A 26989-nucleotide genomic window follows, 5' to 3' on the forward strand; every position below is an offset into this window, starting at 1 on the left:
CAATGTCCCACGTTGCCACAGCATCGCATTTCAGGTATTTCCTGCCCTTACTCCACTTGTCACAGCGCAACAGCGCATTAAAGGCGACCGAGAGGACGCAAACTGCGAGCACCCTCCATGGCCCATAGCCAACTCGAATTTTACAAAGCCTTATTTGAGGAACGCGATCCCGCAAGACTGCAAAGGTTGTTCCTGAAATGTTTGCTGGCGTTGCAAAACGTTGAGCGCGGCTCTTTGTGGGTACTTTCCGGCAATCAATATGAATGTGTGGAGGCCATTGGCCCGCAGAGCGACCGCGTTCTGGGCATGTGCATTTCAAAAGATCAGACAAGCGTCGTGGGGTGGGTCATAGAAAACGGCGCAATGACTATTGCCGAACCGGGCAAGGACTCCCGCCATTACGCTGCGGTGGAAGACATGGTGGAGAAAAAATCCACCCTTATTCTTTCGTTCCCCATGCTTTTGCGCGATGGCAGCGTATATGGCGCGGTGGAAATCATCGATACATCCGCTGCTGGCGACAAGCTCAACCTTGATCCGGACTACCTCGCCCTCCTTGAGGGACACGTGGCCATTGGCTCCATAGCCCTGTCCAATTCACTCGATTTCACGGTACAACAACGCGAAAACATCGCATTGCAGCATGCTTTGGACGGCGCCCTCCATGAGGGAACCATCATCGGCCGCAGCCAGTCCTTACAGACTGCGCTGACCCTTGCGCAAGATTACGCGCGCACAGATTTCCCCGTTTTGATCACTGGCGAAAGCGGTACCGGCAAGGAACTCTTTGCCAGGGAGATACACCGTCTCTCCCCGCGGGCGAAAAAGCCTTTTTTTGCACAGAACTGCAGCGCCATTCCCGAAACGCTGCTGGAGAGCGAACTTTTCGGTTACAAAAAGGGCGCCTTCACCGGCGCCACCAAGGACAAATGCGGTCTTTTTGAAGCGGCAGACGGTGGCGTCGTCTTTTTGGATGAGATCGGCGACATGCCCGTTGCGCTGCAAGCTCGCATCCTGCGCGTGTTGCAGGACCAGGAAATAAAACCCCTGGGCGCCAATGAAAGCGTGAAGGTCAATGTGCGGATTTTGTCCGCTACCAACAAGGACCTGCCCCAGTGCATCCGGGAAGGCTCTTTTCGCGAAGACCTATATTATAGGTTAAACGTGCTGCCGTTGCGACTCCCCCCCTTGCGGGAGCGCCGGGAGGATATTCCCTTGCTGTTGCGCTATTTTCTGGCGCGCGAGTCACGCAACCTTGGCATTACGCCACCAGCCCTTACGCAGGCGGCCATGTCGCGTCTGAGCCATTACCCCTGGCGCGGCAACATCCGCGAGATGGAAAACAGCGTCAAACTTTTGCTGACCACAACCGAGGGGGGCAGCATCGACGAAGAGGACCTCCAAGGGAGGCTGATGGATGACGCCGCCGTCCAGGAAGAAGCACGAATTGCTCCCGACGCTGTACCACCCCATTGTGAGGAGGGGGCGTTGCCCCTCGACTTGGCGTCCCATACCTGGGAATCCCTGGAACGTTCTTATGTGTTGGCGCTCATGGAACATACACGCTGGAACGTGAGCAAGGCCGCCACCATGGCGGGCGTCAATCGCTCAACATTTGATTCACGCATGCGGAAGCTGGGTATAAGGAAATAGCCTGCGCCTTGATTGCTGGAATTTTCTTTTTTTTATATGCCGGGAGACTTGCCCAATGAATGATACACACACCCCGCGCCCCATACGCTGCCTTGTGGTGGATGACGAACCTCCCGCGCGCGACGAACTTGCCTACATTCTTTCCAATATAGATGATGTCGAGGTCATAGCCCTTGCCTCCACCGCCAAGGCGGCATTGCAGGTCATCCACGAGCAGTCGCCGGATGTGGTCTTTCTGGACATCAACATGCCCGGGCAGGACGGGTTCTTCGTAACCGGGCAGTTGGCAGCCATGGCATCGCCGCCTCTTGTCGTAATGGCCACGGCCCATGACTTCCACGCCGTGCGCGCCTTTGAAGAATGCGCGGTCGATTATGTGCTGAAACCTTTTTCCGACGAGCGTATTGCCCAGAGCGTGGAGCGCGCACGCGCCCTTTTGCGGCAAACGCAAAAAACCCACGCAGCATCCTTACGCGAGGAACTGACCCGGATCGCTGCATCGTTTGGCGGTTCTGGCGGCACATGCGCATGCGCCACCCTGCGCGTCCCCGTAGAGCATCAGGGGCGCCTATTGCTGCTTAAGCCAGAGGAAGTGGTGCTGTGCAGCGCTGGGCAAAAACGCGTGGTGGTGCATACCCAGACAGCGAACTACCAGGCCCAATGCGGGGCAACCCTCGACAGTCTGGAAACGCGCCTGCAGGGCATCTCTTTTTTCCGGGCGCACCGTGGCAAACTTGTCAACCTTGAACATGTCCGTGAGATTTCCACCTGGGAAAACGGAAGGTATCTCATGGTTATGGATGATGAAGAACACAGTGAAGTGCCTGTCAGCCGTGCAAAAGCCCGCGAACTCAAGGCCCGGCTGGGGCTTTAGCTGACGCAGCAGCACGCCCCTCCTTGTTGTAAATCGACGTGTTACAATTCACCCCCAAAAAATGATCCTTCGTCACGTGAATGTGACGTTTCACTCCTGAGGCCATTGTCTAATTAACCAATCACCGTATTCTGGATGCAACCATGAACATCGAAGAAATTTCCATGCTCCTGCCGACGTTGACACAGCACGTGGCCCTGATGCTGGCGGCCGCGTTTGTGCTGTTCACGCTACGCCCCATGCGGCGTATCGGGTTGATGGTCCATAGCCCATCCAACCAGATACTCCTGGCTTTGATTTTTGGCACATTCGGCATCATGGGGACCTACGGGGGCGATCAGGTCCTGCACTCATACGCCAACCTGCGCGCCATGAGCGTCATCACCGCCGGCCTGTTGGGCGGTCCTTTTGTCGGGGCAGGCGCCGGCTTCATTGCCGGCGGACATCGCTTTCTCATCGACATTGGCGGATTTTCCGCAGCCCCTTGCGCCATGGCGACCATTCTGGAAGGCATTGCCGCCGGCATCCTGCACAGAAAACTCGGCGCCAGGGCTCTGGGTTGGAAACCTGCAGCCATTCTGGCTGTGGTGGGTGAGACACTGCACATGGTGCTGATTCTGGCAATGGCGCGCCCTTTGGACGAAGCCCTCGTCCTGGTGCAGATCATCGCGCTGCCCATGATTCTGCTCAACGCTCTGGGCGCCGGCTTATTCGTCTCCATCATCGGCGCGCACAACCGCTTTCACGAGGTGCGCGACTCCAACTATGCGCACAAGATACTGTCCATCGCCAACCGGACACTGGCCCACCTGCGCTCGGGCTTGAACTGCGAAACAGCCGAACGCACAGCCACCATCATCCTTTCAGAAATAGACGTGGCAGGCGTCGCCTTGACCAGCAAGACGCATGTGCTGGCCCATGTCGGCGCAGGAGCGGACCACCACAAGCCCGGACAACGCCTGATTACCAAGGCCACCCGCAAGGCTATCGAACAGGGGCGCCCCGCCTTCATTCATTCGCGCAACGGTATCGGCTGCGCCGACCCAAAATGCCCCTTTAATGCCTCGATCATAGCGCCGTTGCTCAAAGGGGGCGAAGTGATAGGCGCGCTCAAATTCTATGGGGTGGAAACCCACCCTCTCAATGATGTGATGTTCGAACTGGCCAAGGGGCTGGCCGAGCTCTTTTCAACACAGCTTGAACTCGAAGAGATTGAAACGCGTTCACGACTTTTGGCAACAGCCGAAATCAGACGGCTGCAAGCCCAGATCAATCCTCACTTTCTGTTCAATTCCCTCGGCGCCATTGCTTCATTTTGCCGCACACAGCCGGATAAGGCCCGCCACTTGTTGCAGGACCTGGCCCAGTACATGCGCAAAAACCTGGACAACAGCCGCGAGGCCATCGCCTTTGCCGACGAGTTGGAGCAGGTGGATGCCTACCTGGCCATCGAAAAGGCACGATTCGAGGAGCGCATCACCGTAAAACGGGAAGTGCCCCCGGCCGCTGCTTCCTGGCAGATCCCGCCACTTATGGTGCAGCCACTGGTGGAAAACGCCGTACGCCATGGCATTTGCGCCAAGGAAGGGGGCGGTACGGTACGCATCTCCGCAAAAGTAGAGGGCGAAGAACTGGTTATCCAGGTGGCCGACGACGGTGTCGGCATGCCTGAGGAGCGGATTACCGAGGTTCTGGAGGATTTCTCTGATAACAGCGCCACTGTTTCCAGAACAGGATGGAGCAGTGACAGGATCGGGCTGCGCAATTGCCATGAACGTCTCGTGCGTCTTTTCGGCGCCGAGCATGGATTGAGGATAGACAGTCAACCTGGAGCAGGCACACGCGTCACCCTGCGTATCCCAAGGCAGATGGAACAGTCTGAGGCTGCGGCTGCGGAAGCCGCATCGTCTTTGCCTGTCACATCGGGCGCCAGGGGCATCGCCGCAGGTTAAGGTCCCCCGTCAGCGCAAGGGAAACGCGCAGCAGGGGACCTTTCGGACCGGAATGGGGATTCCGGTAGCGTATGCCGCTCCGCAAACTGAGTGTGCAAGGAGTGCGAAATGGTTTACCTGCTGATTTGTATCGGCCTGCTCGTCGTGGGATATCTCACGTACGGCACCCTCGTGGACAAGATTTTCGGTTGCGACACATGTCGCCCCACCCCGGCCAAAACCATGACCGACGGTGTGGACTACATGGAAATGCCCACATGGAAAGTCTTTTTCATCCAGCTTCTGGATATCGCCGGTCTTGGCCCTGTATTCGGCCCGATTCTCGGCGCCCTCTACGGTCCTGCCGCCCTGCTCTGGATCGTCATCGGCTCCATCTTTGCCGGTGCGGTGCATGACTACTTCAGCGGCATGCTTTCCATCCGCTACAAGGGCGCTTCCATCCCTGAAGTGGTTGGCGAATTCATGGGCATGCCGGCACGCCACATCATGCGCGTGTTTTCCGTGTTGCTGCTCGTGCTGGTCGGTGTTGTCTTTGTTCTCGGCCCTGCAAAGCTTCTGGGGCAGATAACCGGTCTGAACGTACAACTCCTCGTTGGGTGCATTTTCCTGTACTACTTCCTGGCCACCATCCTGCCCATCGACAAGATCATCGGCCGCTTCTACCCCATTTTCGGCGCCCTGCTTCTGTTCATGACCTTTGGCGTTCTGGGCGGTATGGCCTTTGCCGATTTTACGGTACTGCCCAACCTGGACTTCACCGTCAACACCAACCCCAATGACGCGCCCATCTGGCCGCTGCTGTTCATCACCCTGTCCTGTGGCGCCATCAGTGGTTTCCACTCCACACAGTCCCCGCTCATGGCGCGCTGCATAGCCTGTGAGTCCAAGGGCCGCCTGGTGTTCTACGGCGCCATGATTGTTGAAGGCATCATCGCCCTGGTCTGGGCCTCCGCCGGTCTGTCCTTTTACGACACGCCCATGGCTCTGGCCGAAGTCATCAAGGCCGGTTCGCCTTCCATGGTTGTTGACCAGGTTTGCCGCACCCTGCTCGGCCCTGTCGGCGGCATTCTCGCCATTCTGGGCGTCGTGGTGCTGCCCATCACCTCTGGTGACACGGCGTTCCGCTCCACCCGCCTGATTCTGGCCGAAACCTTCAAGATGGATCAGGGCACTGCAGCCAAGCGCCTGATGCTGGCCATCCCGCTGTTCATCGTTGCCTTCCTGATCTCCACCCAGAACTTCACCATCATCTGGCGCTACTTTGGCTGGAGCAACCAGACTCTGTCCATGCTGGTGCTGTGGTCTGCAGCCATCTACCTGGCCCAGGTCGGCAAGTTCCACTGGATTACCTCCATCCCTGCCGCCTTCATGACAGCAGTGGACGTTTCATTCATCCTGCAGGCGTCCATCGGTTTCAACCTCCCGGCTCAACTCTCCAACATAATAGGTGTGGTTTCGGCTGTTGTCGCCCTAATCGCGTTCCTGATCTACGCCAACAAGGTCAAGGGAACCAACCCCCAGACCTGCTGCACCCCAGATTTGAAATAACGCGACACATTGCACACATGCTGTATACGGCGGGAGGCTTCGGCCTCCCGCTTTTTTTGCATGCCCATGTACATATGCACCTGCCCCAAAATGGGACCCTGTTCTCTTATAAAATTATAATGCGCACTCTTTTCTGTGCGCCATCTCCCCCAGAGACTGAACTTTCCTGTCTTTTCCAGCCTTTGGCACTCGGGATTTCCCGTAACCTACGGTGTCGTGCGCTATTGAAATAATTTCACCGCTGCTTGCCGTTTATGGTAATATTGGGGTATGCTCAGTAACTTGAGAATTCTACCCCGATACCAAAGGAGCGATTGATGCTTGCTGCGCCTTATGACGCCATTTACAGAAAATTATTGGAATTCCTGCCCGAGGAAAGGGTGTATACCGACCCATTGCGTACGCTGGCCTACGGCACCGACGCCAGCTTTTACCGTCTCATTCCGAAAATCGTCATCGATTCAGAGTGTGAAGACGAAGTCGTGCACATCCTCAATGTCGTCAACGCCCACAGAGTTCCCGTCACCTTCAGGGCGGCCGGAACGAGCCTTTCCGGCCAGGCGATCAGCGATTCCATCCTGGTGCGTCTCGGAGACGGGTGGCGTCACTACAAGATATTCGACAATGCCAGCAAGATTGAGCTGGAACCGGGCATAATCGGCAGCCATGCCAACAAGTTGCTGGCGCCCCATGGCAAAAAGATCGGCCCTGACCCGGCCAGTATCGATACCTGCAAGATTGGCGGCATCGTTGCCAACAATGCCTCCGGCATGTGCTGCGGGGTGGCGGAAAACTCCTACAAGACCCTTTCTTCCATGCGTCTTGTGATGGTGGACGGCACGCCTCTGGATACATCCAGTCAGGCCAGCCGCGACGCCTTTGCCAGAACCCACGCCCACATCCTGGACGGGCTCGCCACCATGCGCGCCAATGTTCTGGCCGACGAAACCCTGGCGAACCGCATCCGCCACAAATTCAAGATCAAAAACACGACCGGCTACAGCCTGAACGCCATTGTTGATTTCGAAGATCCCTTTGACATTTTGCAACACCTGCTGGTGGGCAGCGAAGGGACCTTGGCCTTCATCTCCAAGGTCGTCTACAATACGGTTGTGGAGCACGCCCACAAGGCGTCCTCACTGATGCGCTTTCCCGACATCCGTTCTGCCTGCGAAGCCGCCACCGCCTTACGCGGCGGGGCAGTATCCGCCGCCGAACTCATGGACCGCGCCTCCCTTGCCTCTGTGGAGGATCAGCCCGGGATGCCTGCGGGGCTGGCGGAACTGGGTCCCGAAGCCACTGCGCTGCTGGTTGAAGTGCGCGCCGAAACGGCTGACGAGCTGGACAAAAAAATCGAGCATGTCAAAAAGACCATCGCAGACATAGAGCCCCTTGAACCCCATCAGTTCACATCCGTGCCTGCGGAATTCGGCAAGCTCTGGAACGTACGCAAAGGGCTGTTCCCAGCTGTCGGCGCCGTGCGCAGAGCCGGCACCACGGTCATCATCGAAGACGTGGCCTTTCCCATCGAATCCCTTGCCGACGGCGCCCTGGACCTGCAGGCCCTGTTCCAGAAACATGGGTACACCAACGCCATCATTTTTGGCCATGCTCTGGAAGGCAACCTGCACTTCGTCTTTACCCAGGACTTCAATGTGCAGTCGGAAATCGACCGCTACGAAGCCTTTATGGAAGATGTCACCGACATGGTGGCCAACAAGTACCAAGGCTCCCTTAAGGCCGAGCACGGTACGGGCCGCAACATGGCCCATTTCGTGGAATTGGAATGGGGGCGCGAGGCCTTCGCCCTGATGCGCGAAATCAAAGACCTTTTCGACCCACACGGCCTGCTCAACCCCGGCGTCATCATCAACGACGACCCCAAAGCGCACCTCAAGGACCTGAAGCCCTTGCCCATGGCCTATGAGGACATTGATCGCTGTATCGAATGCGGCTTCTGTGAACCGACCTGCCCTTCGCGCTCATTGACCCTGACGCCGCGGCAACGCATTGTGGCCTATCGAGAAATCTCACGGCTCAAGCAGGATGGCGAGGCCGCCGAAACACAGCAGGCCTTCCATGAAAGCTACGATTATGATGGCGAAGCCACCTGCGCTGCAGACGGGCTGTGCGCCCTGCGCTGTCCTGTGCGTATCGATACGGGCAAATTCATCAAGCACTACCGCGCATGGGGGCACGGGCGGTTCGAAAACGCCCTGGCATCCTTTACAGCCGGCAATATGGGGCTGACAGTGCATACGGTCTCCGGCGCGCTGCTCGTTGCGGCGGCAGCGCACGACGTGCTGGGCGACAAGGCCATGGACACCGTAGCTGACGGGCTGCACAAGATTTCCGGCAAGCACATCCCGCGCTGGAACACCTCCATGCCCAGAACGGCTTCTGCTTCGCGGCGTTCCCCAATCTGCAAGGGGGAGAAGGTTGTTACTTCCCCAGCTGCGTGGCCAGACACATGGGACCGGAAAAACATGACCCCGACAAGACCGCCATCCACGATAGAACTCTGAGTCTGCTGGCCAAGGCGGGATACGACGTCATCTACCCTGCGAATATGACAAAGCTTTGTTGCGGCCAACCATGGGAATCAAAGGGATTTGCAGAGCAAGGCGACGCCAAGCTGCGGGAGTTGGAAAAGACGCTGCGCGAAGCGAGCCGGGGCGGTGAGCTTCCCATCCTTTGCGATACCAGCCCCTGCCTGTACCGCATGCGCGAACACATGGAGAATCTGAAGCTTTTCGAGCCCATTGAATTCACCCTGCAGCACCTGGCAGACAAGCTGGAGTTCACCCCCGTGAACAGACGGGTGGCGCTGCACGTGACCTGCACCTCGCGCAAGATGGGGCTGGCAGAACCCATGGAAGCCCTGGTCCGCAAATGCGCCCGGGAAGTGGTTGTGCCAGAGGATATATTCTGCTGTGGCTTTGCCGGTGACCGCGGCTTCAACTACCCGGAGCTGAACGGCTCCGCCCTGGCGTCCCTGGAGGAGCAGCTCGATGGCTGCACCACGGGGTACTCCACCTCGCGCACCTGTGAAATCGGGCTCTCCCGCTTCGGCAAGATTCCTTACAAGAATATCCTGTTCCTGCTCGACGAGGCAAGCTGGCCCAAGGCCTGATTCTGCCCCTGGTCTGCTTTTTGCATATTGCATCGTAAATCGGGTGTCGCCGTCAAGAGGGCGACACCCAAACACGATGCAGCCGGGAGTGGACTTCATGTCTGTACTTACGCCAAAACTCATGCACATGTTGGCCGAGATGGGCCAGCGCGTCTCCAAGATGCCTAACCGCGTCATCTTTTTAGGTCGCGTCGGTGGTGCACTCATTGATAACGTCAAGTACGCTTTTCTTGACTGTGTGCGCCACTTTCCGCAACTGGACTGCTATTTTCTCACCCACGACCCAAGACAACATTACGCGCTACAGCAGCAAGGTTTGCCGGCCCTGCTCTTTCCTGAAAGCGATGCCATCAGAATATGCGCCTCGGCCAGCGTAGCTGTTTGCGACGACTTCTGGTGGCGCGCCCGCAGTCCCGTGCACCTTCTTTTGTCGGAAGCACGGGTGATGCAGCTCTGGCACGGCATTCCCCTGAAAAGCATCGGCTTTCCCGAGGCAGAATCTGCCGTCAACATGACCCCTGAAAAAGCTGCCAGCCTGAAGGAAAACTATTCAGGGTACGACGCGGTGCTCTCCACCTCGCCCTATTTTACCGAGCACGCCTTTGCCCGGGCTTTTCGGGCTGATGATTTCCCTGAACTGGGGTACCCGCGCAACGACATCATGCTGCGCGCCCCGGACAAATTCGACATGATCAACGTGGACACCAAGCTCTACGGCCTGATGCGCAACCACCGCAAAAACGGAGGACGCGTCGCTTTCTACATGCCGACCTTCCGGGATAACGGGGGCGACCCGTTCAGCGTCAAGGCCCTTTCCCCGGCACGGCTGCAACAGTTCGGCGAAGAGCATAACGTGCTTTTCATCAGTAAATTCCACCCCTACCTGGAATCCAGAATCAAAAGCAATCTGCCGAATCTGCACATCTGTCCTTCCAGTACAGACGCCTACCCCTTGCTGCATATGGCTGACGCACTGGTGACCGATTACTCCTCTGTATATTTTGATTACCTGCTGCTCGACCGCCCCATCGTTTATTTCCAGTACGATCACCAGGAATACACCAGCATAAACCGCGAACTGATGTTGGACATGGACACGGTGACCCCCGGCCCCCGCGTGGCAGACGAAGAAGCCCTGTATAAAACGCTTGCAGCCGTCCTTTCGGGCGATGACCAGCACAAGGAAGAACGCAGGGCGCTTCTGGACAAGAGCTTCACACACCACGATTCCAAAGCTGGCGTCAGGGTCAATGAATACATTTTGCAACAATTTATGCACATGGACATCCAACACGCGACAACATCCGCCAATGCCAGGAGGGCGACGGCATGAAAGCAGTAATCCTTGCCGCAGGCGTAGGCAGCAGGTTGGGGCGCCCTTTTCCCAAGGCGCTTTCCATTCTGCCCACCGGAGAAACCATCATGGGCCGCCAGATAAGGCTTTTTCGCGAGCTGGGTCTGCGGGAGATAACCGTGGTGGTGGGGTTCAAAAAGACGTTGATAATGGAGCAGCATCCCAATGTCTTCTTTCGCTACAACCCGCTCTTCTACATCACAAACACCTCCAAAAGCCTGCTTTGCGCCATAGAAGACATGGATGACGACGTGCTCTGGGCCAATGGCGACGTGATCTTCGACCCCGGCGTCATCCGCGGCGTTATGGATATGCCGCATAACGTGTTGGCCGTGGACCGCAAAAACTGCGGCGCCGAAGAAGTAAAGTACCGCACAGATGAATCCGGCGACATTGCCGCCATCTCCAAAACCATAGAAGGGGGCGAAGGCGAAGCCGTCGGTGTGAACAAGGTTCAGGCCGCCCACGTGCCCGCGCTTGTACGCGCCCTGGAACGCTGCGAGGATCAGGATTACTTCGAACGCGGCCTGGAATACATGATCCGCGACAAGGTGCCCTTCAAGCCCCTGGACATCAGCGACCATCGCTGCATCGAGGTCGATTTTCCCGAAGACTGGCAGCAGGCCCAACAGATGTTTGCAGGCTAAACCAAAACAACAAGATTCAGAGCACATATTTCTATGCCGCAGATTCGGAGAGGAAACATGCAAGGAACCCAAAACAAGATAACCACGTCCATCCTCTTTTTCGTTCCCCGTGGCGGACGCTTCAGCCATCGCCGCCTGGCCGCCCTGCTGGATGAAATCGATAAGGCAGGAATTGCCGCCTCCGACGTGGAAGTTCTGCTGTGCGGGGCATTCGACAGCGAAAATCTGGACGAACGCGCGGCGGAAATGCTTGCCACCTTGCAAACACAACACCCGAGGCTGCAGGTGGGCGCCACAGCCCTTGACCAGTCGGGGGGTGAACTTCTCAATGCAGCAACGGCCCTGGCCCGAGGGGAAACAATCGCCTTCATGGACAGCAGGGCCCACGTTAAAGCCGGAGCCCTTTTCATGGTGCTGCGCAGCCTGACCAAGACCTCTGCCCTGGCCGCCTATACGCCAAGACCGGAAGATAGCGCCCAGTTGGAGCACAGTACGGCGGCAGGCCCCGACTTCGGGCATCTTGCACTGTTGATGCGCGCCCCGGCTCTGCCAGGACTGGTTGTGTGGCGCAAGGAACTGCAACAACGCATCGGCAGCTTCGATACCAGTCTGCACTACTGGATGCTGCCGGAGTTTCTGTTCCGCATTGCGCTTCAGGCCCCTGTGCTGACCGTGAACCCGGAACTGGGAAGCCTGCCGGCATCCCGTCTGTTCATGGACAAGGAGACACGTTCCGCCCATGAGACGGCCATGCAGGCCGAGGGGAAACATATCGTCGCAGCAGGCATACGGTATTTTCTGGAAAACGAACTGCCGGCTTACCCGTCCGGCACCCTCGCCCGGCAAATGACCCAACAGGCCAAAACGGCCATGACACTGCTACGCACATTGCAAAACGGTGGGTCCTGCTCGGAAAACGCCCTCGTGCAGAGTGTTTTTGCTTACTCGCTTCTGGCGCTTCGCCTGGGGCAACACCATAGCGCCAGGGAAATCACTGAAACAACCTGCGAGATCATCACGGACAAAAAAGCTCAGGAGCGTCTGGAAGTGTTATTGGCGTGCGTCCAGCCAAAGATGGCGCCAGCCGTATGAACGCCAGAGGGCGAAGTGTCTGGATAAAAGGTGCATAGAGCAAGCGCCCTGCTCGGCCAAAACGGTAAACCCCTATGGTCGTGCACTTTCTCGCCCTGCAAAAAAACTCCTAAATATTAGGCTCCTAGAAATAGCATTCCAGCCTTTCCAGAGCTTGCCAAAAGCCTTCACCATCATTCTTGTGCCCCTGCCATATTTCGGGAATAAAGCTGGCGTCAGAAGCCTTTGACCGGAGTATGCTGGATATTTGGTAAAAATCGACCGATCCTTCTCCGATTTGCAGTCCTTCACCATCGAGTCCATCGGCATCGGCCAGGTGCATGTGAGAAGTATAGGGCGCAACCGTGGATACGAACTCACTCATGAATGATTTAAAATAATTGCATGCCAACTGGGAATGGGAAACATCCAGGCAAATGTTCAACCCTTCCCTTTTGCAGAGGGTGGCGATTTCCTGTGCTTTTACAAGGACATTGTGAAAACGCTGCCCTCCAAAGTGCCATGGGAAGGGGGGCATCGTCTGCGGAAGTATCTCATAATCATCCGACCGCAACTGCTCGAAACTTCTTATGAAATTATCCAACATCTGCTGCCTGCGCTTCACATCGACAAAGCTGTTATCGGAGAACCCGCCTATATTTGTGATGATTCTTGGCCGGACGGTTTTCGGAAAAAACTTGTTCATCTCCAGTGTGAGGCCGATGACACGCTGCAACTCTTTTATGGAGTGTTCTCTGTAGGCTTCGTCTGGAGAGCATAAGTCCAGAATGTGGTCACCGGCGAACAGCTCGGGGCTATGCACGATAAAATTCAAGTCTGAACTTACATCGAAATAGTCGCCAACACATAGTTCGATGTCTTTATAGCTCAGGTGGAACTCCACCAGGTTCATGTTTGAGCGATGCGAAAGTTTTTTCCAGTCATGAAAACGGACAGGGACTCCCCAGGAAAAGGAGAAGTTGTAGTCTCTTGCTTTGGGAGCGCCAACTTCCAAGTCGGAGAGATAGAAAAAGTCGTTGGCCTGCATGTCTCGCCTGGCATTGGAGCCCACAAGTTTTGATTTGCTGTAGGGGGGGAGCCCTTTTCCCGGGCTGCGGATAGCTATCATGTCTTCAGTGATGACCTCGCCTTTGCTGATATTACGACGCACGACAAGACTTTTTGCCAGGTTCTCCCTGTTGATCAGTTCGCCCTGGGAAATTTCCCTGCCTCCAACGGGGTCGCCGCCCATGGCCTCCTCCACGTTCCGTATGGCGGTTACCATTGCAGCAAATTCGTCCGGCAACAGACTCACCTTGTGATCATTGCCTTCCATGTTGCGGTCAAGGGTGAAGTGCTTCTCGATAACCTTTGCACCCAGTGATATGGCCGCCACAGGCACAACATACCCTCGTTCGTGGCCGGAATAGCCTATGGGACAATTGCCCAGCTCGCGAAGCCTGGTCATGTAGCGCAGGTTCACATCCTTGAGCGGCGTAGGGTATGTGGAGTTGCAATGGAGCAAAACAAATTGCCCCCCTTCTTCTTTGAGAACCCGGATGCCGTCTTTGATTTCGGGTTCCGTGGACATGCCGGTGGAACACAGCATGGGCCTGTGCGTTGCAGCGATTTTTCGCAGCAGATCGTGGTTTGTCAGGTCCGGAGAGGCGACCTTGAATGCAGACATGCCATATTTTTCCAGGACTTCGACGCTTGCTTCGTCCCAGGGCGTGCAGAGCGGCTCAAGCCCTTTGACGCGGCAATAGTCGAAAAGCCGTAGCATATCGTCGGTCTTGAGCTGGTACTTGGTCAGGATATCCAAAGTATACTGGGTGCCGAGATCGGCGGTAGGGTCGTTGCAGTTGCCATTATTACAGTAAAGGGACTTCATGTCGCGCAACTGGAATTTTGCGCAATCCGCCCCTGCTCGTGCAGCCTCGTCGATGAGCAACCGGGCCAGTTCGTAGCTGCCGTTGTGGTTGTTACCTATCTCTGCGATCAAGAACGCAGGGGAGCTATCGTTGATAAGGTGATCGCCAATGACGATGTCCAAATCACCGGTGCACGCGACGGCTAGCAGCTTCATCTGCCCATCGACGATAGGGACGGTATGGATGTCCTTCTTGGCTAAAATTAGCGGCAGCTCGCTTTTTTCCTGCCCTGCATGGACATAAAGGAAATTCTTGTTGGCGACATTGCAAATGGGAACATTCAGATCCACCACTTCCTGGGATAATACCCAACGCAGCATGTCACCCAAAGTCAGCAGCCCTTCGATTCTGTTTTCTTCGTCCACGGCAAAAATAATTTTAGTGTTTTCCCTGCGTAGCTTGGCCAACGAGTCACGCATACTGGTTTGGCGGTGGACTATGAACTTGCGCACATCTTTCGGGATGATCATATCGAATGTTCTCTTGAAGATTTCTTTTTAATCACAATACAATATACATGGGAAAACAGTCTAGCAGCTCCCCCCTGCACGCTCCCTTTTCACAAAAAAAAGCGCCATTGGAAATACCAACCACTACAGACTGTGTACTTATAATCGGGAGCCGTCGAGGAGCTGGACTTAAACAGGAACCATTCTCATAAGCAAAGCTGTGTTCTGGCGTGTTCATTTCGATAGCCATAATAACAACCCCTACCCGTTTGCAATCTTATTGTACCTGAATAGGGTGGTCCAAAAAGTGTGACCCCTTGACCAGAAAGGATGCGGCACGCCACGGTATGAAAAGAGCGACTCGATTCTGAACGTGCTGCTGCAAGGGAGAAGGCGGCCCAAGGAATAAAAGATAACGCCTTTTCATGTTCAAAAGACGTCCATCTTCACTCCCGATAATACGGTTAACGCCTCTCGAAGAATCGAACAACAAGCACTGGAAACGCTCTTCAACAGTTCTTATCAAATCCAGTCATCACCAGCGCACCCCGCGAAAAATAACGTCTGTTCTGATGGCATCCTTGTATTTGGCCACAGCTTCGAACATGGCCGCCAGAGCATCGTCGCTCAAATAATGGGGCTCAACCCCCATCTGCAGCAGACTTTGATGCGTAGGGTTGTAATAGTGATCTTCAGCTTCTTTGCGTGGATTCTCCAGATGCTGCACCTCCACATTGTACCCAAGACCTTTGCCGACAGCTTCAACCTTAAGGGCGAGGTCGTTGACAGAGAAGGTTTCCATGATCTGGTTGTAGATGGCCAGCCGGCCCGGCTCTGGCGGATTTTCCACTGATTTCTGGACACACTGCAGGGTATCTTTCAGGTTGAGGTACCCTCTTGTCTGTCCGCCTTTGCCATACACAGTGAGCGGATACCCAACTATGGCCTGGACAATGAAACGGTTGAGCACCGTGCCGAAAATCTCGTCGTAATTGAAAATAGTGCTGAGCCGCTCATCAAGCTGGGTCTGGTCCGTGTGTATGCCGTAGACCGGCCCCTGCATGAGGTCCGTGACCCGCAGGTTCCAGGTGCGCACGCCGAACCAGAGCAGATCCGTGTCCATGATCTTGGACGTATGGTAGATTGAACTGGCTTGTCTGGGAAAGAGAAAGGTCTGCTTTCGCCCCTTGTGTTCCACATCGAGCCAGCCCTCTTCGATATCGATGTTGGGCGTACCGTATTCACCCATGGTCCCCAGCTTCACGATATGGGCTTGCGGTGCAAAATCCCGCACAGCGAACATCAGGTTGTTTGTGACAAGCAGATTGTTCGTCAGCGTGAGATTTGCCCGTTCATGATCCAGCAGTGAATACGGCGCCGAAGGTTGCTCCGCATAATGAATTATTGCATCGGCAGGGGCGCTCCATTCGATCTTCCCGTATTGGCAGGTGGCAGTCCCATTGAACAGGGAACGGAGAAACACCGGGTCGGCCAGGTCCCCAATGGCAACCGCTATCCGGTGGCCTGTGAGCTGTTCCCAGACGGCAGCACGGCGCGGAAGTGTGGGCAAGGGGTAGAGCATGCCCACGTCCAATTCCGTGCAGGCATTGCGGCGGAAATAATTGTCCACAACCACCACATCGTGCCCTAAAGCCGAAAAATGCATGGCCGTGGGCCAGCCGAGATAGCCGTCAGCACCGAGGATCAATATGCGCATTGCTTCACGTCTCCTGTCTTGCTGGCTTCAAAATCAAGACTGTCTGAGGGCTCCCAGAACCGGAATGTAGGGGTCACGGTAAACCTGGTTGCATGGCCGCAATTTGGCTGGCGTGTGCTTCTCCACTTGCGGAACATGTGCGCCTATAAGGTCATTGTCATAAAGAAACTTGCGCAGTTCGTCCTTGCTCAATACCAGTTCATTGGCTGAATTATAGGCTTTATCCACAGTGCTGGTAACCGTTTCGTCATAGCGGTACTCGATATAGCGATAGTAAGAGGTAAACGCAGGCTTGACCACGAAGTATTTTTCAAGCTCCACAGTCCGCCGCACTTCCTCGTCCGTCATCAGCTCTTCATAGTATTTTTCGCCCGGACGACTGCCAATGAGCTGAATGGGGATGTCCTTCGGGTCATGCCCATACACCGGCGCCAACTCCTCGATCATGACTTCCGCCAAATCCTTGATGGCAATGACAGGCATTTTGGTGACGAACACTTCCCCGCCGCATGCCATGGAGGCAGAATTGATAACCAGGAGCACAGCCTCGTGGATGGACATGATGAACCGGGTCATGTCTGAAGATGTCAGGGTGATGGGGCCGCCGTTTTTGATCTGTTCACGGAAAACAGGAATCACCGAACCGCGAGAGCCCAGGACGTTGCCGAACCGCGTGGAGGCGAACACGGAATCGCCTTTGTACTGGTTGCTGTTGGCCGCAGTCATAAGCCTCTCGCCCATGAGTTTGGACGTGCCCATGACATTGGTGGGATTGACGGCTTTATCCGAGCTGGTGAAGATGGTGATGCCCACGTTGGCCTTCTTTGCAGCATGGATAACGTTTTGCACACCCATGATGTTCGTCTGCACTGCCTCGAAGGGCGAATGCTCGCAAAGTGGAACGTGTTTGAAAGCTGCAACATGGAACACAATGTCGATATCCTGGAAAAGGTCGGCCAGACGCTTGCAATCGCGAATGTCAGTGAGCAAAAAATGGCTGTGTTCATAGGCCGCGAAATCTTGCTGCATGAAAAAAAGTTCGCTCTCGTTATTATCGATGCCTATCAGTTCCGCGATGTCATAGTCGTCAAGTAATTGCCGCACCAGCTCCCTGCCGATGGTGCCGCAGGCGCCTGTGACAAGGATTCTTTTACCTGAAAAAAAGGTCTGTTTCATGATTGTGCTCCTTCTACGTTAGTTCCGTGCTCTTGGTGACAGCACTCTTGACGTACTTTATGCAAGAATAGTGACAATCCAAGCATAGGGGCCCCAACCATGGAATTTGCCGTCTTGCGGCAAATAATTCCTTCTCCAGACCTGCATCCTAGATATTTGCAACCAAAGTGCCTGCCTGTGCTGCTTTCCTCAGCGAGAGGAGAATACTTGGGGAGCGAGTCGCGAAAAAGGCATTTTCTCGTTCAAAACCGGGACATGCCCGAAGATTTTTTGCTACATGGCGAGCATACTCATTCAGGATCACTGACCTTTCTAACTGAAGACCGTCTTCTGGTTCACACTTCTTTACTGAATCTTATCAGACCGCGGGGTGTTACCCAGGACCGACCACGCAAGAGCTACTCGCTGGCGAGTTTTGATGGTTCGCCAATGAACAAACACACCTGGCACATGTTTACACCCTCTTACGCTGTCATCATGTTGACGGAGATGTGGGGCGCTCGGACTGTATCTTGCCCAGCGCAGTGCAACTCCCAGTGTTAATGCCCCTCTGGCTGGTCCATGGCCCGATATTTGCTAAATATTGAATCGTATCCGCCACACGGTCCAAAGATACGCAAACAGCACGGCCCAAGTGGAATATTGTTCTAATACGCGCAAGATTATAATATCCTATGAGGATTTTCATGAGCCAGGAGTCCACCACCCTGAAAGATGGCATCACCTCTTACAGCGTGATCTTATTCACCCCCTTTGGGGGGCGCTTCAGCTTCCGACGCCTGTCTTCACTGCTCAAGGAATTGGACGCAGCCGGGACAGAAACGGCGTCAATTGAAGTCATTCTTGCCGGAGCATTTGATTTTGACGGACTTGATCAAAGAACAGCCGACTCCCTGACGGAGTTGTTTGCAGAAAACCCCCGTCTGAAACGTGGCCCCATGGATTCTGCTGCGAAGGGGGGTGCATTGCTCAACACTGCCTTGCAGCAGGCCCAGGGCGAACACATCGTTTACATAGACTGCCGCGCTTATCTCAAACCTGGCGCCCTGCAGAAAATATTGCACAAGATAAACACAAACCCGGCTGCAGCGATGTTTGTGCCCCAGCCAGAAGACAGCGGACTGCTCGCGAGGGTCACAGATCAAAACCAATCTTTCGACCTCCTTGCGCTTCTGCTGCGCAAACCGACACCTTTTGCCGTCGTGACGTGGAACGCTGAACTGCACGAACGCCTGGGGATGTTCGAGGCGAGCCTCAACTTCACCATGCTCAATGATTTTCTTATCAGAATCGCCTGCCAGCATCCGCTTTTCGCTTTTGATCCGAGTCTGGCCAACCTCTCGTCTTTGCAACTTTTTCCGGACAAGAACACCCGCCACATTCTGGAGCAGAAGGCCCTGGATGAAGAAAATCGTGTGTTTGACGCCGCCTTGGAACGTATGATTGCAGGCGAACTCCCAGGCTTTTCACGCGCGGTACAGTCCCAGGAAATGAACAGGCACGCCAAAGTAGCCATGGAACAGCTACGCTCTTTGCAAAACAACAATGACTACTCGCCCCAGGAGTTAGTGCATTCTACGTTTGCATACGCGCTGCTGACACTGCGTTTCGGGCAGTTTGACAATGCTAGAGAAACTTTGGGAACGATCATTACCCTTGCCAGCGAGCAACTAGACATTACGCGACTGTATAAATGGTTGCTACTGAACGACCGCTCCGCTTCCAATGCTGTTGCAGCGGCAACGCGAATCACTGCCGAAGCAGAAGCACCCGTTGTCAGCGTTTATACGCCACTTTACAACCAGGGGCACTATCTGACTGAAACCGTTGCATCGGTTAGGGCCCAAAGCTATCCGCATTGGGAAATGCTGATCATCAACGACGGTTCGAGTGATGATTCATTTGAAGTGGCGCAAAGGCTGCTCGCGACAATCAATGACCCGCGTATCCGACTCGTAAGCCATGAAAATCGAGGCAAAGGCGCAACCCGCAACCGAGGAGTTGCTGAGACCAGCGGCACTTATCTCGTCTGTCTGGATTCCGATGATTTGCTGGCCCCGAATTATTTCGCCATTGGGGTTGAATTGCTTGCCAAACATGACCGCGTGGGCTGGGTAACCCCAAAGACAGTGGTTTTCGGCGGCAGCAATCATATAGCGTGGAGTAAGGAATACGACTTCATCCATGCATTGCATACCTGCCCTGCGCCAAATGGCTCAATGATAAGACGTGAGGCGCTGCAGGCAGTCGGAAATTACAGGGAAGACCTCACCAACCGTGAAGATGCAGAATCGTGGTTGGCAATGGCCGAACAGGGGTGGATATCGAAAACGACCGCTGAACCTTTGTTTTTTTATCGCCACGCCCTGCGTCGACCTGGCATGAACAACATTTCCAACATTCCCAGTAAGGAAGAGATCTGTTCATTGCATCCATGGTGGTATCGCATGGATTTACCCAAAAAGATGCGGCACATGGCCTACATTGAATCCAAGACGTTCCGTTTGCCCAAGTGGTTTCTAAACATGGACAATATTAAACGGATCGCCGGCGTCTTGCACGACAGGGAATTGTTTTTGGAAGAACTTGCTGCAATCAAGAGCAATTATCCCATTCCCGAAAAGCCCAGCCGATGGGATGCCACACCTGAAGGTGACTACAGAAAAATAAGGGACGAACTGTACGGCGTCCGCAGATCAGCAGAGCAACATACTGCCTTTGCACAAAAAAACGGGTGAACAATGTGAAGGTACTGGAGAATCATCCTCCAGCTTTTTCCTGAAAATGACACTCTGGCAGCGTCTTTAAGCAGTTAGAGCAGCCTGCCGTTTACCCCGGCATCCCCCTCGTCCTGGCGAACCAGCGCACCGTCTCGCGCAGCCCTGTTTTCAAATCCATTTCCGGTTGCCAGCCAAGCATCCGTCGGGCCTTGGATATGTCAGCATAATTGCGCATTACGTCTCCAGACAGTGGAGGGCCGAATTCCACTGCGGGAGAAAACTGCATTTCCTCTTCCATCACTTCCGCAAGCAACCGGGCAATATCCAAGACACTTGTTTCCACACCGGTGGCGATTTGAAAAACTTCGCCCCCCTCTTTTATATCCAGCGTCGCGACCATAGCGCGGACCAGATCCTGCGAGTAGATGAAATCCCGGGTCTGGTGACCGTCTCCATTCACTATCCAGGGTTTGCCCTCATAGGCGTTGTTAATAAATTTGGCGACAAGGCTGCCCTTTTTGCCGGACAAAGGCCCGTACACGTTGGAGAACCGCAGCGCAATGGTGTTTATACCAAAGCTGCTATGATACGCCGAGCAGTACGCTTCTCCGGCCAACTTGCTTGCGCCGTAAGGAGAAATAGGGCGGCAGACGGCTTCTTCGGTCAAGGGTGGTTTGGCATTGCCGATGGGCGCGCCTGATGAGGCGAACAAGAAACGCTCCACCCCGTGTAGCCGGGCAGCTTCCAACACATTAAGAGTACCCATGACGTTGCTTTCCATGTCGGCCATGGGGTCTGCTATTGATGGCTGCACCCCTGTGTTCGCCGCCAGATGCACCACCACGTCGGCCCCCTGCATGGCTTGCTTTACCGCATCTGCGTCACGGATATCACCAGGGACCAAATCTACTGCAAGGGGGCCAGCCGCCGCAGAGACCCTCCAGGCCGATTCCCCTTGTACGTTACGGACATCCGGCGCTACCTTGTTCAGGTCTTCGCGATTGCCTGTGGAAAGGTTGTCGAACACACGGACCGCTTCCGCCAAGCAGTGCTCATTCAGGTAGGCTATAAGGGTCGTTCCGATGAACCCGCAGCCACCTGTTATAAACCATTTTCGCTTTTCCATAGCCCGAATATCCTTTGACTTGTCGGTTCGCGCTCACAACATTTTATGGCACGAATCAATACCACCTCTACCATAATTACACCAGACCATTACAGTTCACCGACTGTGTTGCTCCACTCCAGCAAATATTTTCCCCATGAAACCCAGTCAGGCGGCATCAATCTGCAGGGAGCTGTCTGCCACGTTTTCGTACATGTTACTTAAGTATCAAAATTTGCTAATTTCTTATATCTTTCCATTAAGCTCACGCCCTTTCTACCGATGAGGCTTTCACTGAGAGCTGAAAGCACTGGCCCACAGCCTACAAGGCAGGACACAAATCCATGGCGCATTGCATTTTCTTAGCCGCCCCTGGACGAATCCTGGCCGGATAGGTTAATGATCCCGGACAACAATCGGGGAACAGGAACTCGAAAACGGGGTTCAGCGCTTGTGGCTCTGGCAATGCTGTTGCGCGTCAATCATAATGGTGAGGTCACACACAACTTTTAACATTGCGCTCATGGTCAATTATTGCGGGAAAGCATCGGGCCTGGCAAAGCCTACACAGCAACGCACGTGGGGTAATCATGCAAGCACTCGTATTAGCAGGCGGCAAAGGCACCCGGCTCAGACCATACACGGCGGTCATCCCCAAACCGCTCATGCCGGTAGGGGACATGCCCATCCTCAGCATAATCCTCAAGCAGCTCAAGAAGGCAGGCGTCACGGACATTATCCTGGCCGTAAACTACCTGCACCATTTGTTCGATATCGTTCTGGGCCCTCAAGACGACTATGGCATGAATATCCACTACTCCCTTGAACAAAAGGAGTTGGGCACTGCCGGTCCCATTTCCATGGTCCTCGACAGACTCGAAGAAAATTTCCTGGTCATGAACGGCGATATCCTGACGACGCTCAATTACCGCGATCTGTACAAGTACCATGTGGATAACAAATGCGCGGCTACCATCAGCGTCCATCGTCGTGAAATCCATATTGATTATGGCGTGATTCACGCTACGGACACCAACGAACTGGTGGAATATGAAGAAAAACCCACCATCGGCTTTGATGTCAGCATGGGTATAAACGTATTCAACCGCGACGCCGTTGCGAGCCAGGTTAAAAAGAATGAATACCTGGACATCCCCGACCTTATGTTGCGTATGGCCAGTGCAGGGCACAAGGTATGTTGCCGCCGTGACCAATCCTACTGGCTGGATATAGGGCGCATCGAGGACTACGAAACTGCAAACAACGTGTTTGAGTCCAAGCAAGCCGATTTTCTCGGATAACCAATGCGTGTGTTGCTGACAGGCGGTGGTGGATTTGTCGGCCGCACCCTTCGCGCCCTTATTTCACAGGAGCAAGCCTCAGTGGAGACGGTATCTCTGGGGTATCGAACCGACGCAACGCACACCATCCACGCCCCCAGCGAAATCGGCTCCGTCCTTGCTGCTGCACGCCCGGACATTGTACTCCACCTTGCCGGCGCGTCCTTTTCAAGCCCTCCGGATGTACTCGAACGCATCAACGTCTCCTACGCGGCTTCCCTGCTGCAAGGGGTGCTTGAAAACAAGCTGAATTGCCCCGTGGTGCTTTTCGGATCCGCTGCAGAGTATGGAGAAGTGGACGGGGCGGAATTGCCTGTTGTCGAAACCCGAGCCTGTTCGCCTTTAAGCACATACGGCAAAAGCAAACTGGCCCAGACCAGGCTCGCCATGGACTATTACAGGCAAGGTGTGCGCACCGTGGTTGTCAGGCCTTTCAACATCATCGGCCCGGGCATGCCCCCGCGCATGTTGTTGCACGATCTGGTGCTACGCCTACACGCTGTAAAAAACCGCACCGGCAGGCAGATACTGGAGCTGATGACGCCTGAGGCGACGCGGGATTTCATAGACGTGCGGGATGTGGCGCTGCAGGTCTGGCGAATAGCTCGCAATCCGGACAGCAGCGGTCAGGTGGTGAATATCTGCACGGGCAGGGAAACCACGGTGAAAGACACCTTTTATGCCGTCGCCCAGGCATTGGGGGTAGACGCCGCCTTTGTGGAAAAACCCGCAAACCGCCCTGGTGCTCTGCGCAGCGTGGGCTCTGTGAAAAAAATGGTTCTCTTGTCAGGCAGCGCCCCTGAGTACAGCTTCACGCAAAGCGTCAGCGACGGTGTGGCGAGCATGTACGCTAGCGGTGAACTTTCCTGACGCTACCCCCACACATTCAAGACATCGCGGCAATAGCCGCCTCCAGGCTCCTTTCCCAGGGCGGAGCATCCTGGTGTTGGGCCAAAATGCTCGCCAGCTTGTCCATTTGCCGCCAGTCCTCCAGAGTATCCACTGTGACACGAAGGTCAGGGCGCTGCAGACGCCCTTTGGCCTGTACGTATTGCGTCGTGAATGCCTCCGAATTGTCCAGAATATACTTGTTGATGTGCTCTCTATCTGCGGGGGTGACAGCCAGCGTATCCAGGCGCTGCATGGTGGTCTGAGAAAAGGCGTCCGCTCCGGCGCCATAAGGGAAATCACGGCACTCGGCGTAATCCGCCCCCTCTTCATACACCTGCCTGACCACCGCTTTTACAAGCTCCGGGCACGTGAAAGGATTGTCAGCCGTTACCCGCACATGCACGGAGGCAGGGTAGGCGGTCAGTGTTTGCACATGCCTGGCAAGCACATCGTCCTTTGCCCCCCGTACCACCGCCACCCCTTCGTTCTTTCCCCAGGCCGCGGTTATGTCGTCCTCTGGCAATGATGTCGTACAGAGGGCTATGCGGCAGGGATCACCGGCCAAGCCGGCCTTGAGCCGACGCAGCAAAAACGGAAGTAGCGGCACGCCCGCTATGGGATAAAGCGCCTTGCCGGGAAGCCTGCTCGACCCGAAACGGCACTGTACCGAAACCAGATAACGCACCTGCTCCATAGAACTTATTCCTGTTCGAGGGCCTCTTCGGTAAACCCGTCAAAACGAGATAGAGGCTTTTTCAGGGTGCGCCCAGTCAGGGAGGCAATATCGCTGGGGCCGAAATCGTTCACAGGCCTGCAAGCGATAAAATCAGCCTCACCCAGCTTTTCCCCGGCTTTCAAATCCCTGGCTGCGTAAAGCCCACGCCGGAAGTCGCTGGCAAACGGCCTGTCTGTCCGTGTCAGCAACGCCCTGGCGCTGCCGCCAAATGCCTGAATTTCCTTGGCCTGCTGCACAAGCAGCGCCAATTCTTCAGGATCGGCAGAGTGATGGTGATCGCCACCAGTCCAGCTATGGTCCAAGGTGAAGTGCGTCTCGATAACTTCCGCACCCAGAGCTGCTGCTGCAACACAGGCCAGCACGCCTGGGTAATGGTCTGAGTAGCCAACCTTTACGCCGAAAAGCTCTTTGAGAAAAGGAATAGCTTGCAAATGCAGTTCTTCTGCCGGAGCCGGGTACTTGGAAACGCAATGCAACAGGGTTATTTCGCCCGCGCCTTCTGCGTGCAAAAAGTCCAGGTGCTCGGCGATTTCCTCTAGAGTGGCCATGCCTGAGGAGATGATCACGGGCTTTCCTGTGGCAGCCACACGGCTCAGGAGCTGCTTGTTTGTCAGGTCCATGGACGCCACCTTGAAAGCCGGTACGCCGATATCGTCCAGCATGTCTACGGCGGCCAGGGAAAACGGCGTGGAAAGGAAGTCAACGTCCAGTTTCTTGGCTACTTCTGCCAGCTCTCTGTGCTCGGCTTCGTTCAGTTCACCGTTTTCTATAAGGCTGAAATGCTCGCTGGAAGGCAGAGCCAGGTCCCCCGCCTTGAAGCTCTGGAACTTGACAGCATCGGCGCCGGCTTTTGCGGCGGCTTCGATCATCTGTTTCGCCAAGGCGCAGTCGCCGCCGTGGTTGAATCCGATTTCCGCAATAATATACATGGTGGTGCTCCAAATAGCAGTGTGTTTTATGGTGGAGAGTCGCCGCCAACCGTGTCGGGCCATGCAATGCTTATTGCCGCTCCACCCGGTGCCCATTCAGGTAAAGGACATCGACCACCCCGGCCATGAATCCTCCCAGGGCGTCTTCGGGCGTACAGACGATGGGTTCTTCGTGTCTGTTGAAGCTGGTGTTGATAAGGGCCAGCTCTCCCGTGGCCTCGCAATATTGACTGACCACACGATGATAGTCTCCATTGAGCTCCAGGCTGGTCACCTGAGGGCGGGCCGTCCCGTCCACATGGACAACAGCCTTGTGCCTGGCGGAAAAATCCTCGGTGCAATCATACGTTCGGGTCATGAACCGTGCGCTCACATGATTCTCCTGCCACCCGACATAAGCCTCCCCAGCTTTTTCCTGGGGCGAAACAGGGGCAAACGGCATAAATTCGCTGCGGTTCATGCGAGCGTTCAGCCACTCGTTCACCGAGCGATCACGTGTATGGTAAAGAATCGAACGCGCACCAAGAGCCCGGGGGCCGAATTCCATTCTGCCATCAAAATATCCCACAACCTTGCCCGCCAACAGGTCATCAACAACCCGGGCCGGTTTATCTGCAGGGCGCTCCACGTTCACGCCGCCTATTGCCTCCAGGCTGGCCGCAATTTCCTGCTCCGCGGATTCCGGCCCAAGATACATTGTCGGCACAGGGGCGCCCATACGCCCTGCAAGGGAGTGGTCGGCATAAATCGCGCTGCCCATGACCAGGCCGCCATCACCCATGTTGGGGAAAACAAAAATATTGTCCACCTCTGGCAACTCGGCGATCTTCTGGTTCAACCGGACATTGGCGAACAGACCGCCCCCCAGACAAACATTGACGTTTTTTTTGCCGAGCTTGCGCAGCCAGTGCCCTATCCAGGCAGTGGCCAGGTCTTCCACATGGCGCTGCACGGCAGCCGAGACATCCTCGCGGCTGAATGCGTCCAGCTCTTTGGCCAGCCAGGGCTTGATACTGAAAAAGGGTTTATAGCGGCCAAGGTTGGCGACGATTTCACCGTCTTCAAAACCTATGAGCTGTTGCATGATGGGCAGGGCTTTTTCCGGGTCTCCATAGGCGGCCAGCCCCGTGATCTTTCCTTCATGGCGGTGAGGTTTGAAGCCGAGATATGCAGTAATTTTGCCGTAAAGATAACCCAGGCTGTCGAAAGTCAGCAGATAATCATGACGTTCGACACCGGTAGATCTGTTTCCGGTGCTCACCGAAGCGGATTTGAGGTCCCCGCGCCCGTCCATGGTAAAGATGACGGCGTCTTCAAAGGGGGATGCCGCAAACGCGGCAAAGGCATGACAGGTGTGGTGATCCGCATAGAATATCTGCTCACGATGCAGTCCCTGCTCCTTGGTCCACTCCTGAAATTCGCTAAGCGTGGCGCCGTCCCTGTTGTTTTCCTCCTGAATGCGATCCGTGATCACAAAACCGCTCTCAGGGTCGCGCTCCATGGCCTTCACCACGCGCCGCGCAAGTTTGTCAGCATAGATGCGGCAATAATCCTGCGGGTTGTGCCAGCCATAGGCCACTGTATCTATATCACGCAGAGCCAAGCCGTGCTTGCGCAGCAGATACGCAAGGGACTTGTGCGGCACCCCTTTGTGCAGCTTTACGCGGCTGAAACGTTCCTCGCTGACGGCGTCCAGCAGGCGGCCGTCCTTAAGCAGACAGACGCCGGCATCCACATCGTTATGTATTCCGAGTACGTACATG

17 protein-coding genes and 1 pseudogene are annotated in these 26989 nt (G+C 55.2%); 11 read left to right on the forward strand and 7 right to left on the reverse strand.

What is annotated here, in order from left to right:
- The first annotated feature begins 117 nt into the window (after positions 1-117).
- The 8 genes and pseudogenes from ACZ5EH_RS04500 to ACZ5EH_RS04535 all read left to right on the forward strand — a co-directional run bounded on the left by ACZ5EH_RS04500 (position 118) and on the right by ACZ5EH_RS04535 (position 12253).
- On the forward strand, positions 118-1653 hold the full coding sequence (locus tag ACZ5EH_RS04500) for a sigma-54 interaction domain-containing protein (protein WP_464276937.1): 1536 nt from the start codon (positions 118-120) through the stop codon (positions 1651-1653).
- 55 nt (positions 1654-1708) lie between these two features.
- Positions 1709-2527 (forward strand): LytR/AlgR family response regulator transcription factor, encoded by an 819-nt coding sequence (locus ACZ5EH_RS04505; RefSeq protein WP_464276938.1) that lies wholly within the window; start codon positions 1709-1711, stop codon positions 2525-2527.
- 143 nt (positions 2528-2670) lie between these two features.
- Complete coding sequence (locus ACZ5EH_RS04510) at positions 2671-4479, forward strand: LytS/YhcK type 5TM receptor domain-containing protein (RefSeq protein ID WP_464276939.1); 1809 nt, start codon at positions 2671-2673, stop codon at positions 4477-4479.
- A 108-nt stretch (positions 4480-4587) separates the two neighbouring features.
- Positions 4588-6027 carry a carbon starvation CstA family protein gene (locus tag ACZ5EH_RS04515; protein ID WP_464276940.1) on the forward strand — a complete coding sequence of 480 codons (1440 nt, stop codon included), beginning with the start codon at positions 4588-4590 and terminating at the stop codon, positions 6025-6027.
- A gap of 317 nt (positions 6028-6344) precedes the next feature.
- A pseudogene (locus ACZ5EH_RS04520) lies at positions 6345-9160 on the forward strand (FAD-binding and (Fe-S)-binding domain-containing protein).
- A gap of 97 nt (positions 9161-9257) precedes the next feature.
- Positions 9258-10493 carry a CDP-glycerol glycerophosphotransferase family protein gene (locus ACZ5EH_RS04525; protein ID WP_464276941.1) on the forward strand — a complete coding sequence of 412 codons (1236 nt, stop codon included), beginning with the start codon at positions 9258-9260 and terminating at the stop codon, positions 10491-10493.
- Complete coding sequence (locus ACZ5EH_RS04530) at positions 10490-11161, forward strand: phosphocholine cytidylyltransferase family protein (RefSeq protein WP_464276942.1); 672 nt, start codon at positions 10490-10492, stop codon at positions 11159-11161. The genes ACZ5EH_RS04525 and ACZ5EH_RS04530 overlap by 4 nt, the downstream gene beginning before the upstream one ends.
- Positions 11162-11218: 57 nt before the next feature.
- Positions 11219-12253 (forward strand): glycosyltransferase family protein, encoded by a 1035-nt coding sequence (locus tag ACZ5EH_RS04535; protein WP_464276943.1) that lies wholly within the window; start codon positions 11219-11221, stop codon positions 12251-12253.
- A 124-nt stretch (positions 12254-12377) separates the two neighbouring features.
- Here the strand turns inward: ACZ5EH_RS04535 and ACZ5EH_RS04540 are convergent, their stop codons facing one another.
- The 3 genes from ACZ5EH_RS04540 to ACZ5EH_RS04550 all read right to left on the reverse strand — a co-directional run bounded on the left by ACZ5EH_RS04540 (position 12378) and on the right by ACZ5EH_RS04550 (position 17505).
- Positions 12378-14633, reverse strand: a complete 2256-nt coding sequence (locus ACZ5EH_RS04540) for an N-acetylneuraminate synthase family protein (protein WP_464276944.1) — start codon at positions 14631-14633, stop codon at positions 12378-12380.
- Between the two features lie 514 nt (positions 14634-15147).
- Complete coding sequence (locus ACZ5EH_RS04545; RefSeq protein WP_464276945.1) at positions 15148-16329, reverse strand: NAD-dependent epimerase/dehydratase family protein; 1182 nt, start codon at positions 16327-16329, stop codon at positions 15148-15150.
- 33 nt (positions 16330-16362) lie between these two features.
- On the reverse strand, positions 16363-17505 hold the full coding sequence (locus tag ACZ5EH_RS04550; protein ID WP_464276946.1) for an SDR family NAD(P)-dependent oxidoreductase: 1143 nt from the start codon (positions 17503-17505) through the stop codon (positions 16363-16365).
- Positions 17506-18191: 686 nt separating this feature from the next.
- On the opposite strand from ACZ5EH_RS04550, the gene ACZ5EH_RS04555 reads away from it, so the two are divergent.
- Positions 18192-20243: a glycosyltransferase gene (locus ACZ5EH_RS04555; RefSeq protein WP_464276947.1), complete on the forward strand. Its 2052-nt coding sequence runs from the start codon at positions 18192-18194 to the stop codon at positions 20241-20243.
- A 91-nt stretch (positions 20244-20334) separates the two neighbouring features.
- Here ACZ5EH_RS04555 and ACZ5EH_RS04560 read toward each other — a convergent pair whose 3' ends face one another.
- On the reverse strand, positions 20335-21351 hold the full coding sequence (locus tag ACZ5EH_RS04560) for an NAD-dependent epimerase/dehydratase family protein (RefSeq protein WP_464276948.1): 1017 nt from the start codon (positions 21349-21351) through the stop codon (positions 20335-20337).
- Positions 21352-21920: 569 nt separating this feature from the next.
- On the opposite strand from ACZ5EH_RS04560, the gene ACZ5EH_RS04565 reads away from it, so the two are divergent.
- Positions 21921-22631 carry a sugar phosphate nucleotidyltransferase gene (locus ACZ5EH_RS04565; protein ID WP_464276949.1) on the forward strand — a complete coding sequence of 237 codons (711 nt, stop codon included), beginning with the start codon at positions 21921-21923 and terminating at the stop codon, positions 22629-22631.
- 3 nt (positions 22632-22634) lie between these two features.
- The gene (locus tag ACZ5EH_RS04570) at positions 22635-23540 is read left to right on the forward strand and encodes an NAD-dependent epimerase/dehydratase family protein (RefSeq protein ID WP_464276950.1); all 906 of its coding nucleotides are present in this window, start codon (positions 22635-22637) and stop codon (positions 23538-23540) included.
- A gap of 16 nt (positions 23541-23556) precedes the next feature.
- Here the strand turns inward: ACZ5EH_RS04570 and ACZ5EH_RS04575 are convergent, their stop codons facing one another.
- From ACZ5EH_RS04575 to ACZ5EH_RS04585, 3 genes are all read right to left on the reverse strand, one after another.
- Positions 23557-24255: a cytidylyltransferase domain-containing protein gene (locus ACZ5EH_RS04575; RefSeq protein WP_464276951.1), complete on the reverse strand. Its 699-nt coding sequence runs from the start codon at positions 24253-24255 to the stop codon at positions 23557-23559.
- 5 nt (positions 24256-24260) lie between these two features.
- A complete protein-coding gene (locus ACZ5EH_RS04580) occupies positions 24261-25226 on the reverse strand; it encodes an N-acetylneuraminate synthase family protein (protein WP_464276952.1) in 966 nt (321 codons plus the stop codon).
- A 70-nt stretch (positions 25227-25296) separates the two neighbouring features.
- The gene (locus tag ACZ5EH_RS04585; RefSeq protein WP_464276953.1) at positions 25297-26988 is read right to left on the reverse strand and encodes a carbamoyltransferase C-terminal domain-containing protein; all 1692 of its coding nucleotides are present in this window, start codon (positions 26986-26988) and stop codon (positions 25297-25299) included.
- Between the last annotated feature and the right edge of the window lies 1 nt (position 26989).

This window comes from Desulfovibrio biadhensis, assembly GCF_055388615.1.